Source organism: Roseiflexus sp., assembly GCF_057785375.1.
This window is the reverse complement of the sequence record NZ_JBYNRX010000054.1, coordinates 1-14,690: the sequence shown is the minus strand read 5'-3', so window position 1 is coordinate 14,690 and position 14,690 is coordinate 1. Positions and strand designations below refer to the sequence as shown.

12 protein-coding genes are annotated in these 14,690 nt (G+C 61.0%); 11 read left to right on the top strand and 1 reads right to left on the bottom strand.

Going from position 1 to position 14,690, the window contains the following annotated elements; genetic code table 11:
• Positions 1-2: 2 nt before the first annotated feature.
• The 11 genes from AC3EA7_RS09345 to AC3EA7_RS09295 all read left to right on the top strand — a co-directional run bounded on the left by AC3EA7_RS09345 (position 3) and on the right by AC3EA7_RS09295 (position 13,466).
• A complete protein-coding gene (locus AC3EA7_RS09345) occupies positions 3-953 on the top strand; it encodes a carbohydrate ABC transporter permease (RefSeq protein WP_488613777.1) in 951 nt (316 codons plus the stop codon).
• Positions 953-1,828 (top strand): carbohydrate ABC transporter permease, encoded by an 876-nt coding sequence (locus AC3EA7_RS09340; protein ID WP_488613776.1) that lies wholly within the window; start codon positions 953-955, stop codon positions 1,826-1,828. Before AC3EA7_RS09345 ends, AC3EA7_RS09340 begins: the two co-directional genes overlap by 1 nt.
• A gap of 79 nt (positions 1,829-1,907) precedes the next feature.
• On the top strand, positions 1,908-3,269 hold the full coding sequence (locus AC3EA7_RS09335; RefSeq protein ID WP_488613775.1) for an ABC transporter substrate-binding protein: 1,362 nt from the start codon (positions 1,908-1,910) through the stop codon (positions 3,267-3,269).
• A gap of 5 nt (positions 3,270-3,274) precedes the next feature.
• The gene (locus tag AC3EA7_RS09330) at positions 3,275-5,296 is read left to right on the top strand and encodes an alpha-galactosidase (protein WP_488613774.1); all 2,022 of its coding nucleotides are present in this window, start codon (positions 3,275-3,277) and stop codon (positions 5,294-5,296) included.
• A gap of 395 nt (positions 5,297-5,691) precedes the next feature.
• Positions 5,692-6,672, top strand: coding sequence for an aldose epimerase family protein (locus tag AC3EA7_RS09325; RefSeq protein ID WP_488613773.1), 981 nt, complete (start codon positions 5,692-5,694; stop codon positions 6,670-6,672).
• Positions 6,669-7,442, top strand: coding sequence for an SDR family NAD(P)-dependent oxidoreductase (locus AC3EA7_RS09320; protein ID WP_488613772.1), 774 nt, complete (start codon positions 6,669-6,671; stop codon positions 7,440-7,442). Before AC3EA7_RS09325 ends, AC3EA7_RS09320 begins: the two co-directional genes overlap by 4 nt.
• A gap of 283 nt (positions 7,443-7,725) precedes the next feature.
• Complete coding sequence (locus tag AC3EA7_RS09315) at positions 7,726-10,104, top strand: spermine/spermidine synthase domain-containing protein (protein WP_488613771.1); 2,379 nt, start codon at positions 7,726-7,728, stop codon at positions 10,102-10,104.
• A 141-nt stretch (positions 10,105-10,245) separates the two neighbouring features.
• Complete coding sequence (locus AC3EA7_RS09310; protein WP_488613770.1) at positions 10,246-11,244, top strand: Gfo/Idh/MocA family protein; 999 nt, start codon at positions 10,246-10,248, stop codon at positions 11,242-11,244.
• A gap of 39 nt (positions 11,245-11,283) precedes the next feature.
• The gene (locus AC3EA7_RS09305; protein WP_488613769.1) at positions 11,284-12,363 is read left to right on the top strand and encodes a Gfo/Idh/MocA family protein; all 1,080 of its coding nucleotides are present in this window, start codon (positions 11,284-11,286) and stop codon (positions 12,361-12,363) included.
• A 210-nt stretch (positions 12,364-12,573) separates the two neighbouring features.
• A complete protein-coding gene (locus AC3EA7_RS09300; protein ID WP_488613768.1) occupies positions 12,574-13,194 on the top strand; it encodes a thioredoxin family protein in 621 nt (206 codons plus the stop codon).
• 2 nt (positions 13,195-13,196) lie between these two features.
• Positions 13,197-13,466, top strand: coding sequence for an Rdx family protein (locus tag AC3EA7_RS09295; RefSeq protein WP_488613767.1), 270 nt, complete (start codon positions 13,197-13,199; stop codon positions 13,464-13,466).
• Between the two features lie 266 nt (positions 13,467-13,732).
• On the opposite strand, the gene AC3EA7_RS09290 is transcribed toward AC3EA7_RS09295, so the two are convergent.
• Complete coding sequence (locus AC3EA7_RS09290) at positions 13,733-14,281, bottom strand: 2-oxoacid:ferredoxin oxidoreductase family protein (protein ID WP_488613766.1); 549 nt, start codon at positions 14,279-14,281, stop codon at positions 13,733-13,735.
• Between the last annotated feature and the right edge of the window lie 409 nt (positions 14,282-14,690).

The window sequence follows — 14,690 nt, the reverse complement described above, 5'->3', positions numbered from 1 at the left end:
CAGTGGATACACCTCATCCTCAGCCACAGATCGCAGTGCGACAAAGTGCACGACGGGCGAGTCGCCGACGGCGCATCGAAGCAATCCATGCCTACATCTTTATGGCGCCGGCAATCCTCGGGTTGCTGTTCTTCACGCTGGGACCGATGGTCGCCTCGTTTTTGCTCAGTTTCACCGACTACAATATTCTGACCGATCCGCGCTGGAATGGTCTGGCGAACTACGACAGACTCTTCAACGACAAACTCTTCTGGCAGTCGCTCAGAGTCAGCGCCACCTATTCAATCGTCAGTGTCCCGTTGGGGCTGGTCGTCGCACTGGGGCTGGCGTTGCTCCTGAACCACAAAATGCGCGGGATTCTGTTCTTCCGCTCGGTCTACTACCTGCCGACGGTCATTTCTGGCGTTGGCGTGGCGATGCTCTGGCGCTGGCTCTTCAATGGCGATTACGGGATCATCAATATCCTGCTGCGCGGCGTCGGCGTTCGCGGTCCCAACTGGCTGTTCGATGAAACGTGGGCGCTCGTGGCGCTGATCATCGCCAGCCTGTGGGGCGTTGGCGGAACAATGTTGATTTTCCTGGCGGGTTTGCAGGGCATTCCGCAGGAATTGTACGAAGCCGCCGAGATCGACGGCGCCGGACGGTGGCGGCAGTTTACCAGCATCACACTGCCGATGATCTCGCACGTGACCTTCTTCAACCTGGTGCTGGGGGTCATTGGCGCGTTGCAGGTCTTTACCGAGGCTTATGTGATCACCGGCGGCGGTCCGAATAATGCCACTCTTTTCCTTTCGGTTTATCTCTACCGCCACGCCTTTCAGTACCTGAATTTCGGCTATGCCGCAGCAGTGGCATGGGTGCTGTTCCTGATCGTTCTGGCGCTGACGTTGCTGGTCTTTAAATCGTCGCCGCTCTGGGTCTACTACGAGAGTGAGCGGCCGGGGAGGAACTGATGCGTGTGCATACTGCGCCGCATGTCTTCTGGCGCACCCGCCGCGGACAGGCGCGCCTGGCATCTCTGGCAGTGGTGATTATCCTGCTGGCGGGATCCACGCTGGTGCTGATCCCGTTCTTCTGGATGATTTCGACATCGCTGAAGCAAGCGAGCCAGGTGTACCTCTCGCCGCCGATCTGGTTTCCCAACCCGCCGCAGTGGGGGAACTACATGCAGGCAGTGACACGTGTGCCGTTTCACCTGTATGCCTGGAACACCACCATTATCGTCGGGTTGGTGACGGTTGGCACGCTCCTCTCCTGTTCGCTCAGCGCTTACGGATTTGCGCGCCTGTCGGCGCCGGGGAAGAACACGATCTTCATGCTGTTGCTCTCGACGCTGATGCTGCCCGGCGCAGTGACGCTCGTGCCAACGTACCTGCTGTTCAATGCACTGGGGTGGGTGGGGTCGTTTCTGCCGCTTATCGTGCCTGCGTACTTCGGCAGTGCGTTTTTTATCTTCCTGATGCGACAGTTCTACCTGACAATCCCGCGCGAACTCGAAGAGGCCGCCACCATCGATGGCGCCAATGTCTACCAGATCTGGTGGAGCATTATGATGCCGCTCAGTTATCCCGTGCTGGCGACGGTGGTGGTCTTTACATTCGTGGGAACGTACAACGACTTTTTCACGCCGCTGATCTACCTCACTGATGAGAGCAAACGCACGATTGCTGTGGCGCTCTCCTATTTTCAGGGATCACCGCGCATCGGGCCGCAGATGCACCTGTTGATGGCAGCGGTGACCATCTCGATTGTACCGCCGCTTATTCTGTTCGTTCTGGCGCAACGCTATTTTGTGCGCGGCATTGTGATGACGGGGATTAAGGGATAGAAGCGCCGCACGCTGCTTCCAGACACCCATCGACCATCGAACGTTTGTGGCAGTAAGCAATGCAGAGGAGGACACTATTATGACACACCGCATTCGTCTGAGTAGAAGACAGTTCCTGCGTAGCGCAGCGTTGGGGGGAGCGGCGTTTGCCTCCGGCATGCTGGCTGCCTGTGGCGCCTCGCCGACCACGCCCACCGGTCAGGCGCCAACAACGGCGCCAGCCCAGGTCTCCAGCGAACCGACGAAGATCCGCGCTCTGATGTGGAGCAACGGACCGGTGATCGACGAAAACTTCAAAGTCCGTGCGCAGATGTTCAACGAAGCGTTCAAGGGCCAGTACGATCTCGACCTGCAACTCCTGCCCTACGATCAGTACTGGCCCCGCATCGATCTGGCGTATGGCTCGAAGAACCCGTATGACCTCTACTTCTTCGATGTGCAGGCGTATGGGCATTACCGGGCAGGATTGCTCGCCAACCTCCAGCCATATGTCGATCTGGCGCCGGAACTGATGAACGCTGAGGAGTATCCGGTCAAACTCTTCGACGCCTGGCGCTTCGATGGCAGCAATCTCTACGGATTGCCCGAAAACATCCAGGTGCTGGCGCTCTACTACAACCGCGACCTCTTCGATGCCGAGGGTCTGGCGTATCCCGATGAAACCTGGACGTGGGACGATGTGCTCGATGCAGCCACGAAACTGACGAAGCGCAGCGGCGATGAGACCACACAGTGGGGAATGGATGTCGGCGTGATGGACATCTGGTGGGGCGCGCAGACGCTGGCGTGGGCGATGGGTGGCGGATTCTTCGATAAAATCGTCGAGCCGACGAAGTTCCAGGTGAGCGATCCCGTCAATGTGGAGGCGCTCACCTTTCTCCGCGATCTGATCTTCGAGCATAAAGTTGCTCCCACCAAAACCCAGCGTTCGGCGACGGCCCAGGACATTGGCATCTTTCAGACCGGCAAGGTGGCGATGTTCTTCGATGGCAGCTGGGCAATCAGCGGGTTCCAGGACGTGCCGTTCAAATGGGATATGGCGCCGCTGCCCAAGTGGAAGGATACACGCGTCTCCGCCTACTGGCTCGGCGGGCAGGTCATCCCCAAGGACTCGAAGGTCATCGACGCTTCGTTCGCTTTTTCGCGCTGGTCAACAACAACCTATCAGAAGACGATGGCAAGCAACCACGACTGGATACCGATTGCGCGCTCGGCGCGCGAGTCCGAGGAGATGTACGTCGGGCAACCAGCGGGGCTGCGCAAAGTCCTCGGCACGATCGAAGGCGCGCGGCTCGGCGACTTCTACTCACGCAATAATCAGCAGATTTTCGGCGAGGTGCTGCTGCCGACGTTCGATCAGTTGTTTCTTGGCAATATGACGCCGGAAGAGGCGGCGAAGAAGATCGATGAAGAAGCCAATGCGCTTCTTGCGAAAGGATAAACAGCATGACCCGCTCTGGATCAGGCGCCACGCCTGAGACATGGTCGCTCTCAACTGACCTCGTGACCATCACCGTGTCACTGACAGACGGGCGCCTGACCTGGACTCTCGGCGGCGCAACTGAAGGACTCGATCTGTCGTCAGCGACAGGGAGCGCCCTGCGCGTCGATGGACGAACGCCGCTGTGGGCGCAGGTCGTCCAGGCAGACGATCAGACGACTGATGATGGCGGTCGCCTGCTGACGCTGACGCTCGATACTGCGGACGGCAACCTGCGATTGACCCGCTGCTTCCACCTGTTCGCCGATCATCCGTTTGTGCGCACCTGGGCGACACTGGAGAATCGCGGCAGCACGGCGGCGCTGATCGATCAGTGCGACATTCTGACGCTGACGCCGCACGCTGCGCCGCCACTCTACCTGTTCCACGTCGATCAATTCAGCTGGAACTACCGGCGCGACTTCTTCAGCCAGCATGAGGTCTGGTTGCGGGTGGGATACACTTCCCACGAGATCCGCATGGGATCGTATCCTGCCCACCACTGGGGTCCCTCCAGTTGCGCCTGGTTCGCCCTGCGCGACGGTCTGCCCGACTGGAATGAGGATCCGCCGAAGCGCGGGCGTGGCGTGGCGTGCGGCATCGAGTTCAACGGCAAGAGCCGGCTGCACGCATGGGCAACGACAGAACGGGCGCACCTCGTGAGCCGGATCGATGACCTGGCGCACCGCCTGGCGCCAGGCGCGATCTTCGAGATCCCGGCGTTTTTTGTCGGGCGCTTCGAGGGCGACTGGGACGAGGCAGGGTATGTGACGCAGCGTTTCGCCGAGACGCACGTCCATCCCCCGCTGCCCGACGACCGCTACCCGTGGGTGCAGTACAACTCCTGGCGCTACGAGCAGAACATCAACGAAGAGCAGCAACTGGCAGCCATTGACCGCTGCGCGGAACTTGGCGTCGAACTTGCGGTAATGGACCTGGGGTGGGCGCGCATGATCGGCGACTGGCGCCCCGATCCGGTCAAGTTTCCGCGCGGACTGAAGCCGCTCGTCGAACGGGCGCACTCCTACGGGATGCGCTTCGGCGTGCACATCGCGCTGGCGCAGTGCAACCCGGAGGCGCCGATCGCCAGAGAGCACCCCGACTGGCTCATCCACACCGACAACGATTACTATGGCGCAGGTCCGCTCTGCCTGGGGCACGAACCATGCCGCGCCTGGCTGATCGAGCAGTTGATCCGGCTGGTGGACGAAGAAGGGATCGATTACATCATTCAGGACGGCGAGGACATGGTGAAACGGTGTGAGCGCAGCGATCACACGCATGCGCCGGGTGACAGCAACTACGCCAACTCGCAGTACGGGCTGGACATCGTCATCGGATCGTTGCGCCGCGCCCGCCCGCATTTGACGCTCGAAAACTGTGAGGACGGCGGCTGTATGATGACCTACAAAATGGCGTGGCTATACCACACGAGCATCACGGTGGACAACACATCATCGTATGCGACGCGGCAGGGGGTGTACGGCGCGTCCTACCCCTTCTCGCCGCGCTACAGCGTGCGCTACATGCAGGACGACCCTTCGCCCTATACCCTGCGCAGTTCCATCTTTGGCGGACCGCTCATCCTGATGCAGCGCGTCACCGAATGGAACGACGCGCAGATGGCAGACACCCGGCGCGCCATCGAGGAGTACAAGGCGTTGCGCCATCTCATCCGTTCGGCGAAGATCATCCACCTGAAAGCGCCGCTCCACAACATCGACGGCCTGGGCTGGGGATGGGACGCTATCCAGGCGGTTTCGTCCGACCGGTCGCGCAGCGTGGTGATGGTCTACCGCGCGCAGGGTGATGTCGCCGAACGCACCTTCAAGCCGCGCGGTCTGCTGCCCGATGCGGCGTACACCGTACGATTCGTCGATGGCGAACGCACCCTGCAACGCACCGGCGCCGACCTGGAACGCGATGGGATCACAGTGGCGCTGGAAGAGTTCGGGTCGGAGATTGTCCTGATCGAAGTTGAAGGTTGAAGGTAGGGGCGCTCCCCCTGTCGGCGCCCGGCGTGGGCAGGCACGGGGGCCTGCCCCTACCAATACGGCGGTTGTGGCGGTGGGGCGCCCGGCGTGGGCGGGCAGGGGGGCCTGCCCCTACCAATACGGCGGTTGTGGCAGTAGGGGCGCCCCCTTGTCGGCGCCCGGCGTGGGCAGGCACGGGAGCCTGCCCCTGCAAATGTGACGATGGTGGTCGTCAGGGCGTCCCCGTGGGCGCCCGGCGACGAATTTTGAACGTTACTATGCCAAATTGCCTTTGTGTGCCCGCCAACAGAAACACAGAGCCACAGAGGACACGGAGGTTGACGTTGCACGTTGGACACCGGGCGGGTGCATTCTTTTATTCGTTGTCGCATTTGCGTATTCACTGACCGATGAGCACTGTTCATTTCGATCCTCACTGGACCTATCGCGGTTTTCGGGCGCTGCTGCTCGAAAACCGCTATCTGCGCGCGGTGATTCTGCCAGAACTAGGCGCGAAAATCTGGTCGCTGGTCGATAAACTGGCGGACCGCGAAACCCTCTGGCACAACCCGCGCGTGCCGCCGCGTCCGGCGATCTATGGCGCCGCCTACGATGACTGGTTCTGCGGCGGGTGGGACGAACTGTTTCCCAACGACGCGCCTGCTGTCATCGGCGGCGATGCCTACCCCGACCACGGCGAGTTGTGGTCGATGCCGTATGACTGGCAGGCGGATGTCGATGCTCACGAAATACGGCTGCGCCTGAGTCGCAGCGGCGTGGTCACACCGACCTTCGTTGAAAAGTCAATCACGCTGCGCGCCGACGAGCCGGTGATCCGGATTCGCAACGATGGAGTAACGCCGCTCGATTTTCTGCTCAAACTCCACCCGGCGCTGGCAATTGATCCCGGCTGCCGGATCGATCTTCCGGCGCGCACGGTGCTGGTTGACGAAGGGTTTCGCCAACGGCTCGGCGTGACGATCGAGCAGTTCACCTGGCCCCTGGCGCACTCCGCCGCTGGCGCCACGGTCGATATGCGCCAGATTCCGCCACAGAGCGCGGCGCTCTGCGATTTCTTCTACGCCATCGAACTCGACGCCGGTTGGTGCGCTCTCACCGACACCGCGCGCGCTGCGGGCTTCGGTCTGGCATTCGATCCGGCAGTGTTCAGTTCCGTATGGGTCTTTGGCGCCTATGGCGGCTGGCGTGGACTGTACACCGCCATTCTCGAACCGTGCACCGGTTACCCGTGCCGGCTCGAAGAGGCGATTGCGCAGGGGACCGCAAGTCGCCTGGCGCCAGGGGCGGAACTCGATACCGAAGTGACAGCCGTGCTCTACCGCGGCATGAGCGCCGTTGAACGCATTGATCGTGATGGAGCAGTACGATGAGCGGTTTGCTCGAAGGCAAAGTCGCCCTGATCACCGGCGCTGCCAGCGGTATCGGGCGGGCGACAGCGCTGACGTTAGCCCGTGATGGCGCTGCAATTGTGGTGGCGGACCTGGACGCATCGGGTGGTGCAGCGACGGTTGATACGATCACCACGGCTGGCGGACGGGCGATCTTCGTTCAGGCGGATGTGACGCGCGATGCAGAGCGCATGGTCGATACAGCAGTGCAGGCGTTCGGGCATCTCGATATTCTTGTGAATAATGCAGGCATCTTCTACACCGCCGATCTGCTCGACGTGACTTTCGACGAATGGGTGCGCGCCGTCGATGTGATGTACTTCGGCGCATTCCGGTGCAGCCAGGCGGCGGCGCGGCAGATGGTCCGCCAGGGAAACGGCGGGCGCATCGTCAATATTTCTTCAGTCAACGGATTCCTCGGCATGCCGCAATCCAGCCACTACAACTCGGCAAAAGGCGCGATCGACCAACTCACGCGCTGCCTGGCGGTCGAACTGGCGCCGCATGGCATCCTGGTGAACGGGGTGGCGCCAGGCTTCGTCGAAACGCCGATGGCGATCGTTAATGGCGTCAACGAACACGAAACGCTGGAGTTCCAGGAGTTCTACGTGCGCAGACGCCGCATTCCCCTGGCACGCCCTGCAATGCCCGAAGAGATCGCCGAAGCCGTGGCGTTCCTCATCTCGCCGCGCTGCACCTACATCACCGGGCACACACTCGTTGCGGATGGCGGGCTGTCGATCACATTTTGATTCTGACCGGGATATGGTATAGTTGTCCTGGGAGTGCGAGCGTCTCGCTCGCACGACGGATGCTGTGGGTCGGCGCAGCGCCATACGCTGGCGCGGGTTGCAGATCGTGCGCCGCCGCTTCTGCATTTCGAGAACCTCCCCCGAACCCCCGTTTTGGGCGACTGGCGGGTTCTTTGTTTCTGAACATAAACCAGCCGCGTGAAGGCGGTGCGACCGCCTGCATCTGGCTGAGTCGCCCTGAATCATATGAGTCAACGACGGTTTTTTGGAGAGGAGGCATCATTTGGAGTCAGATCGCGCGATCCCGCGCCCCAGACTGCGCGTTTTCCTGCGCACCGGGCAACTGGTATCGTTCATTGCACTCGCCATCTTTTTCGCGTCTGGCTTTTCAGCTCTGCTCTATCAGGTCATCTGGCAGCGCGTGCTTGGCTTCTTCTCAGGCGCTGACGTCTATTCAGTCACCATTATTGTCGCAGCGTATATGGCTGGCATGGGAGTCGGCAGTCTCACGGGCGGGTATCTGGCGGATCGTCTGTCGCGCTGGGGCAACCTGGCGTTGTTCGCCGGGGTGGAGCTGGGCATCGCCCTGTTTGCGCTGGGCAGCAAAGGGTTCTACTACGACTGGCTCTACCAGCACAATGCGCATCTTGCCTCGTCGCCGCTGCTGATGGCGGTGGTGTTGTTTGTCAGCCTGTTGATCCCGACCTTTTGCATGGGCGTCTCACTGCCAACACTGTCACGAGCGCTCACCCGATCGATTGAAATGGCGGCTGGCACCATCGGTTCGCTCTACGGTATCAACACCCTCGGCGCCGCCGTCGGCGCCGGCGTGACGACCTGGGTGTTGCTACGGCAGAACAGTTTCGAGACCATTTTGCACATGGGCGCTGCGATCAACGCGCTGGTCGCATTCACCGCATTTCCGCTGGCGTGGTTTCTGATGAAGTCAGGCGCGCAGGCGCCTGAACGCGCACAGGCGACGGCTGCGCATGCAGAGGGAACATCCATCCAACGGCTGCCTGTGCCGGTCTGGATTGCACTCTACGGTGTTTCCGGATTCATCGCGCTGTCACTGGAGATTCTGTGGTTCCGCATGCTGGGAGTCATGCTCAAATCGACGGCGTTTACGTTTGGCACGCTGTTGACCATTTTTCTCGGCGGTCTGGCGCTCGGCACATTCCTTGGCATTCGACGCGCGCCCCATGATCGTCGTCCGATGAACTCCTTCTTGTTGCTGCAAACTGGCGTTATTGTCTGCGCGCTGGTCACGATCACCGTGTTTGTTGGGCAGGTGAACCATGCGTCGCTGCTGGCGCCGTTCTGGCTCTATTTTGGCGGCTATGAACCGCTGAATGTGGGCGACGCTACGGCTGCCTTGCCTGATTTTCTGTTCAATCCAGGCGCACTGACGCCAGAAGCGTCGCAGCATGCCCGTTTCTTCCTTCTGCTCTACGTGATCCTGCCAGTGATCCTTATCGGATTGCCGACGGTTTTTATGGGAATGAGTTTCCCGTTGCTCCAGAAAATCGTTCAGCGTGACCCGGAGACGCTAGGCAGGCGCGTCGGCTGGCTGCAAACATCGAATATCATCGGCAGCATGCTCGGCACACTGTTGACCGGACTGGTTGCGCTCTCATGGCTGGGAACACCTGGCAGCCTGAGAGTCATTGCGGTGTTGTCGGGGCTCTTCCTGGCGTTGTTTGCGTGGGGATGCCTGGTGCGCGTATGGGTGCGCCGCGCCGCGTATGCCGGCAGCGTGGCGCTTGCATCCGGTCTGGCGCTTACCGTTCCAGACGCACAGACCTTCTGGGCGACCCTGCACGGCGTCCCGCCGGAGAACGCGATTGTTGCAGAAGACAATACCGGGCTTGCCCTGATCAAGAGCAGCGCCAGCGACTTTTCCCGGCGTGCGTTTGTGATGTCCAATGGCATCGGGCAGAGCGCCATTCCCTATGGCTGGACGCGTAGCGTCCTCGGTTTCCTGCCGGTGCTGATCCATCCCAACCCGCAAACCATTGCGATTATCGGACTGGGATCGGGAGATACGCTGTTCCACGCCGGCGGACGCGGCGAAACAAAGGAACTGATCTGTATCGAAATCGTCGGTTCGCAGATGGACATGCTGCGCGACATGGCGCAACGGCGCGACTACCCGGCGCTGCGATCCATTCTGAACGATCCACGCATCACCTACGAGATCACGGACGGGCGCTCCTACATTATGCAGCGCGGACGCACCTACGATATGATCGAGGCCGATGCGTTGCGCCCAACCAGCGCCTACGCCGGTAATCTCTACTCGGAAGAATACTTCCGCCTGGTGCTCAACCATCTGAACCCCGGCGGTCTGGCGGTGACCTGGGTTCCGACTGAGCGCGTCCGCACGACGTTCGTGCAGGTCTTTCCGCATTATGTCGATTTTGGCGATATTCTGATCGGCAGCAACCAACCCATTCAACTGGATCTTCAGACGATCTACCGGCGGCTTGAAGATCCGTTTACCCGTGCGTACTATCAACAATCCGGCGTAGACATCATGCAATGGCTCGATGAGTACTTCGTCAAACGGCAACCGCGGGTTTCTGATCCGTCTGTTCCTCCAACGCCATCGAGTGATATCAACCGCGATCTCTTTCCCAGGGATGAGTTCATGGTGAGGTAGGGCAGCGCCGCTACCGGTGGTATAATCGCAGCGGGCGATACGCACTCGTTCTGGTTCGCGCGGAGATACAGCATCGCCCCTGGGAGTCTGCTCCTCTTCCCCGCACGACCCTGCGACTTACAAGAAAGGACGCACGCGACCATGATCCGTGTCGCTATGCTGAGTTACTGGCATGTCCATGCCTGGGACTACACGCGCCAGGCGCAGAGTCACCCTGATGTCACGATTGGCGCCGTCTGGGACGAGTTGCCCGCGCGCGGCGTCGCCGCCGCTGAAAAACTGGGCATGCCGTTCTACGAATCGCTCGACGACCTCCTGGCGTCGCCGGAGATCGATGCGGTGATCGTGGATGCGCCGACCTCCATGCACTGCGATGTAATGGTGGCCGCAGCGCGCGCCGGCAAGCATATCTTTACCGAAAAGGTGCTCGCGCCGACCCTCGCCGAAGCCAATCAGATCATCGCCGCCGCCGATCAGGCGCACGTGACGCTGACCGTGTCGTTGCCACGCCTTTCAGAAGGGTACACGGCGGCGATTGCCAGCCTGATCGCTCAGGGCGCACTTGGAGAACCGACGCTGGTGCGCACCCGCCTGGCGCACAATGGCGCTCTGCGCACCGAACAGAACCCCGACGGCTGGCTGCCGCCTCATTTCTACGACCCCGACCAGTGCCGCGGCGGCGCGATGATCGACCTGGGATGCCACCCGATGTACCTGGCGCACCATTTCCTCGGAATGCCGGAGACGGTCAATGCGCACTACGGGTACGTCACCGGGCGAGCGGTGGAAGACAACGCCGTCGTGACGCTCGGCTACGCCAGCGGCGCGATCGCGGTCGTCGAGGCGGGGTTTGTCACGCCCGCATCGCCATTCACCATCGAGGTGCATGGCACACGCACCAGTCTGGTCTACACTGCGCCGCCGCCGGTATTGCGCGTGCGTGGCGCCGATGGCTGGGTCGAACCGGAGATCCCGGAATCGTCGCCGCTCCCATTTGCCCAGTGGGTGGACCATATTCAGCGTGGCGCACGCCATACTGCCAACGTCCAGGCGGCGCTCGCTCTGACCATGCTCATGGAAGCGGCAAACCTGTCAGCAGCAACCGGGCGGCAGGTGCGCCTCGATTCACTTCAATCCTGATATCCGCAGACCACGTTGTTTACGGAGTGCCAGTTCGTCATGACCACCTCAACCATCATCAACGTCGGTATCGTCGGCGCCGGCAATATCGCGCGCGGGCGCCATCTTCCCTGTTTCAAGAAGCATCCAAATGCCCGCCTCGCCGCCATCTCCGATGTTGTCGTCGATCTGGCGGAATCCGCGGCACAGGAGTATGAGATCCCCGGCGTCTACACCGACTACCGCGAGATGTTCGAGAAAGAGCAGCTCGACGCAGCGGTGATCTGCACGCCGAACAAGTTCCACGCTCCGGCATCGATTGCTGCACTCGATGCTGGACTGCACGTGCTCTGTGAGAAACCAATGGCGCTCGACCCGCTCGAAGCGCGCGCTATGGTCGCCGCCGCCGAGCGGAACGAAAAGATCCTCAGCATTGCCTTCCACTACCGCCATATGGCGCCGGTGCGCGCCGCTCGTCGCGTTGTCGATTCGGGCGAACTGGGCAACGTGTATATGGCGCGGGTGTACGCCCTCCGCCGTCGCGGCGTCCCATCTTGGGGCACATTCGTGCAAAAGCATATCCAGGGCGGCGGCGCTATGATCGATTTTGGCGTCCACCTGCTCGACACCGCGCTCTGGTTGATGGGCAACCCGCAGCCGGTCGAAGTGTGTGCCAGCATCTCGCAGCACCTCGGCAAAGCGCCGAACGTCAACCCGTGGGGGCAGTGGAACTACCGCGAATTCACGGTCGAGGATCAGGCAGCCGCGTTCATCCGTTTCGCCAATGGCGCCAGCATGCTCCTCGAATGCTCCTGGGCGCTGAACATCCCTGAGAACTACGAAAATGTCTCGCTTTCGGGAACCGCCGCCGGCATGGAAGTCTTCCCGCTAAAAGTCAACAAGGCGCATCTCGATATGCTCGTGAGCTGGAAACCCGACTGGATGCCGGCTGAGCGCGACAATCCCGGTGATGTACAGACCGCCGATTTCGTCGGCGCGATCCTCGAAGGACGGCAACCGGTCTCGCAGGCATACCAGGCGTTGCAGGTCACCGAGATTGTGGATGCGATCTACCGCAGCGCCGAAGCGGGCGCCGCTGTGCGTCTGGATGGACCGGCGTCACAGCCATCCCTTCGCTGAGTCTGTTCGTACTGAAGACAAGGTAAGATATACCCACTCCGGGTATGCCGCCTGTGGGGGGTGGCGACGCTGGAGATGACGCTGTACCCTCCCGCATGCCTGTGAACCAATATGCGCCCGGCGCCGCGCGCACGTCGGTTGGCAAAGGGGTTGTCTCACATTTGGCGTCCTGGATGAAATCGGCAAAAAGCAAAGGAGAACCAGCAATCTATGACCGTCACACGCGAACGTTTCGAGCAGGGCATGACCTACGATGAGTACAAAGCGCAGATGACCCGCAACCGTGAGCGCCTGGAAGAGAACGAGCGCACCGTTGAGTTGTCGATCAATGATATTGAGTTCTTCGCCGGTCTCCCCGAACCGCTGCACGTGCTGGTGATCACCGAGGACTGGTGCGGCGATGCCATCGCCAATGTTCCGATCCAGGGGCGACTCGCCGCCGAGAGCGACAAACTCAATCTGCGCATCTTTCTGCGTGACCAGAATCCTGACCTGATGGACCAGTATCTGAACCAGGGCATTCACCGTTCAATTCCGGTGTTTGCATTCTTTGATCAGCAGTTCCGCCCGATCGGTCACTGGATCGAGCGTCCCGCCGTTATCACCGAGATGCAGGAGAAGATGATGGCAAACCTCTATGCGACCGATCCGGCGTTTGCTGGCGTGGCGCCGGGAACATCGATCGCGGTGCTGCCCGATGCCGCGCGTGCGCGGCTGATGCAGGCATTCGCCGCGTTTCGCGCCGAAACCCGCCTGCTCGCCGACCGTGAGGTAGTACGCGAACTGCGTGCACTGCTCAGCCAGTGGTTGGCAACTCGCCAGGAGGCATAGGAATGGACATCGACAGCGGGCGACATCCGCCCAAGATCAAAATCGTCTACTGTGCATCGTGCGGGTATGAACCGCAGACGCTGCAGCTCGTCTCGGCATTGATGCACGCCTTCCACTACGACATCGCCGGCATCGAAATCATTCCATGGCAGGACGGCGCCTTCGATGTCGCCGTGGATGGCGAACTCGTCCACTCGATGTATCGCGACGGCGGATTCCCGGCGCCCGAAACGATCATCAGCGCAGTGCGGGAACGGTTGACCCGCTCATAGAGCGATTAACCAAATGTTGCACCATAACTGCCCGTGTTGACCTTCCTGCGGCGGACGTTGGCTTCGACAGGTTCAGCCAACGTCCGCCGCTCCATGTCCTTGATTGATCAGCGGATAGGACATGAATCGTCTGCGTTTCGCCGTCGAATCTAACGCCTGCCGCTCCACGTCCTTAATTGTCCAGGTTCTGGTTGATCGCTCTATAAGAGGCTATCCAAACGAGCGCCACGTGAAGTGAGCCGGATAGGCGAAGGCATCGCCTTCGCCTACCCGGCTATCTTTTCTGGATAGACCTCAAACCCGCGCTGGAGCGCCGCAATGTTCAACGCCAACAGTTCGCGGCGCTTCGCCATATGGCGTTCCAGCGCCCGGCAGATCTCTTCGAGCGGCAGGATCGGTTGCAGGCGCAGGAACGCCCCCAGCATCACCATATTAAGGACGCGCTCGTCGCCGATCTCACGCGCCAGATCATTGCCCGGCACACCGACCAGCGTGATGTTGGGGCGCGTCGGTTCACGCCCGGCGAGTGAACTGTTGTAGATCAGGAGACCGCCGGTTGCAACCAACGGTTCGTATTTATCGAGCGAAGGACGATTCAGCGCAATCACCGTCTGCGGGTTGCGCACCAGCGGCGCGCCGATCGGCGCATCAGACACGATCACCGTGCAGTGCGCCGTTCCTCCCCGCATCTCAGGACCATACGACGGCATCCAGGTCACCTGAAACCCGGCGTCCATTGCGGCATACGCCAGTAACTGCCCGGCAAACAGGGCGCCTTGACCGCCTGATCCACTAATAATGAGATCGTGATACATATGTCGCCTCGGGTTCAAGAACCGGGAACCGGGAACTGAGAACCGGGAACTGGAGGTCAGGGGATAAGGGTTTGATCGCGTGCCGTAACCTGCAACCTTTCCACGGGCGCACCGCCAGCGCGCCCCTCCCTTCAACCTTCCCACGGTCAACCTGCACCCTGCTTCAAATTGCGCGCTTTTTGAAACGGCGCGCGTTTTGAACTCCCTTCAACCTTCCCACAGTCAACCTGCACCCTGCGCATCCCGGCAGCGACGTTGCATCGCAACGTCGCTGCCTGCTGTGCGCGTGGGCGCTCCCCTACAACCTCTCCGCCTCCCCACGTTCAACGTTCGCCTCTCGCCTCACACCTCTCGCCTCTCACCTCTCACCTCTCACCTCTCACCTCTCACCTCTCACCTCTCACCTCTC

Excerpts from the sequence above, each read along its gene's own strand:
- AC3EA7_RS09335 (WP_488613775.1), top strand. The coding sequence starts at position 1,908 with ATGACACACCGCATTCGTCTGAGTAGAAGACAGTTCCTGCGTAGCGCA.
- AC3EA7_RS09300 (WP_488613768.1), top strand. The coding sequence starts at position 12,574 with ATGACCGTCACACGCGAACGTTTCGAGCAGGGCATGACCTACGATGAG.
- AC3EA7_RS09330 (WP_488613774.1), top strand. The coding sequence starts at position 3,275 with ATGACCCGCTCTGGATCAGGCGCCACGCCTGAGACATGGTCGCTCTCA.
- AC3EA7_RS09325 (WP_488613773.1), top strand. The coding sequence starts at position 5,692 with ATGAGCACTGTTCATTTCGATCCTCACTGGACCTATCGCGGTTTTCGG.
- AC3EA7_RS09305 (WP_488613769.1), top strand. The coding sequence starts at position 11,284 with ATGACCACCTCAACCATCATCAACGTCGGTATCGTCGGCGCCGGCAAT.
- AC3EA7_RS09290 (WP_488613766.1), bottom strand. The coding sequence starts at position 14,281 with ATGTATCACGATCTCATTATTAGTGGATCAGGCGGTCAAGGCGCCCTG.
- AC3EA7_RS09340 (WP_488613776.1), top strand. The coding sequence starts at position 953 with ATGCGTGTGCATACTGCGCCGCATGTCTTCTGGCGCACCCGCCGCGGA.
- AC3EA7_RS09295 (WP_488613767.1), top strand. The coding sequence starts at position 13,197 with ATGGACATCGACAGCGGGCGACATCCGCCCAAGATCAAAATCGTCTAC.
- AC3EA7_RS09310 (WP_488613770.1), top strand. The coding sequence starts at position 10,246 with ATGATCCGTGTCGCTATGCTGAGTTACTGGCATGTCCATGCCTGGGAC.
- AC3EA7_RS09320 (WP_488613772.1), top strand. The coding sequence starts at position 6,669 with ATGAGCGGTTTGCTCGAAGGCAAAGTCGCCCTGATCACCGGCGCTGCC.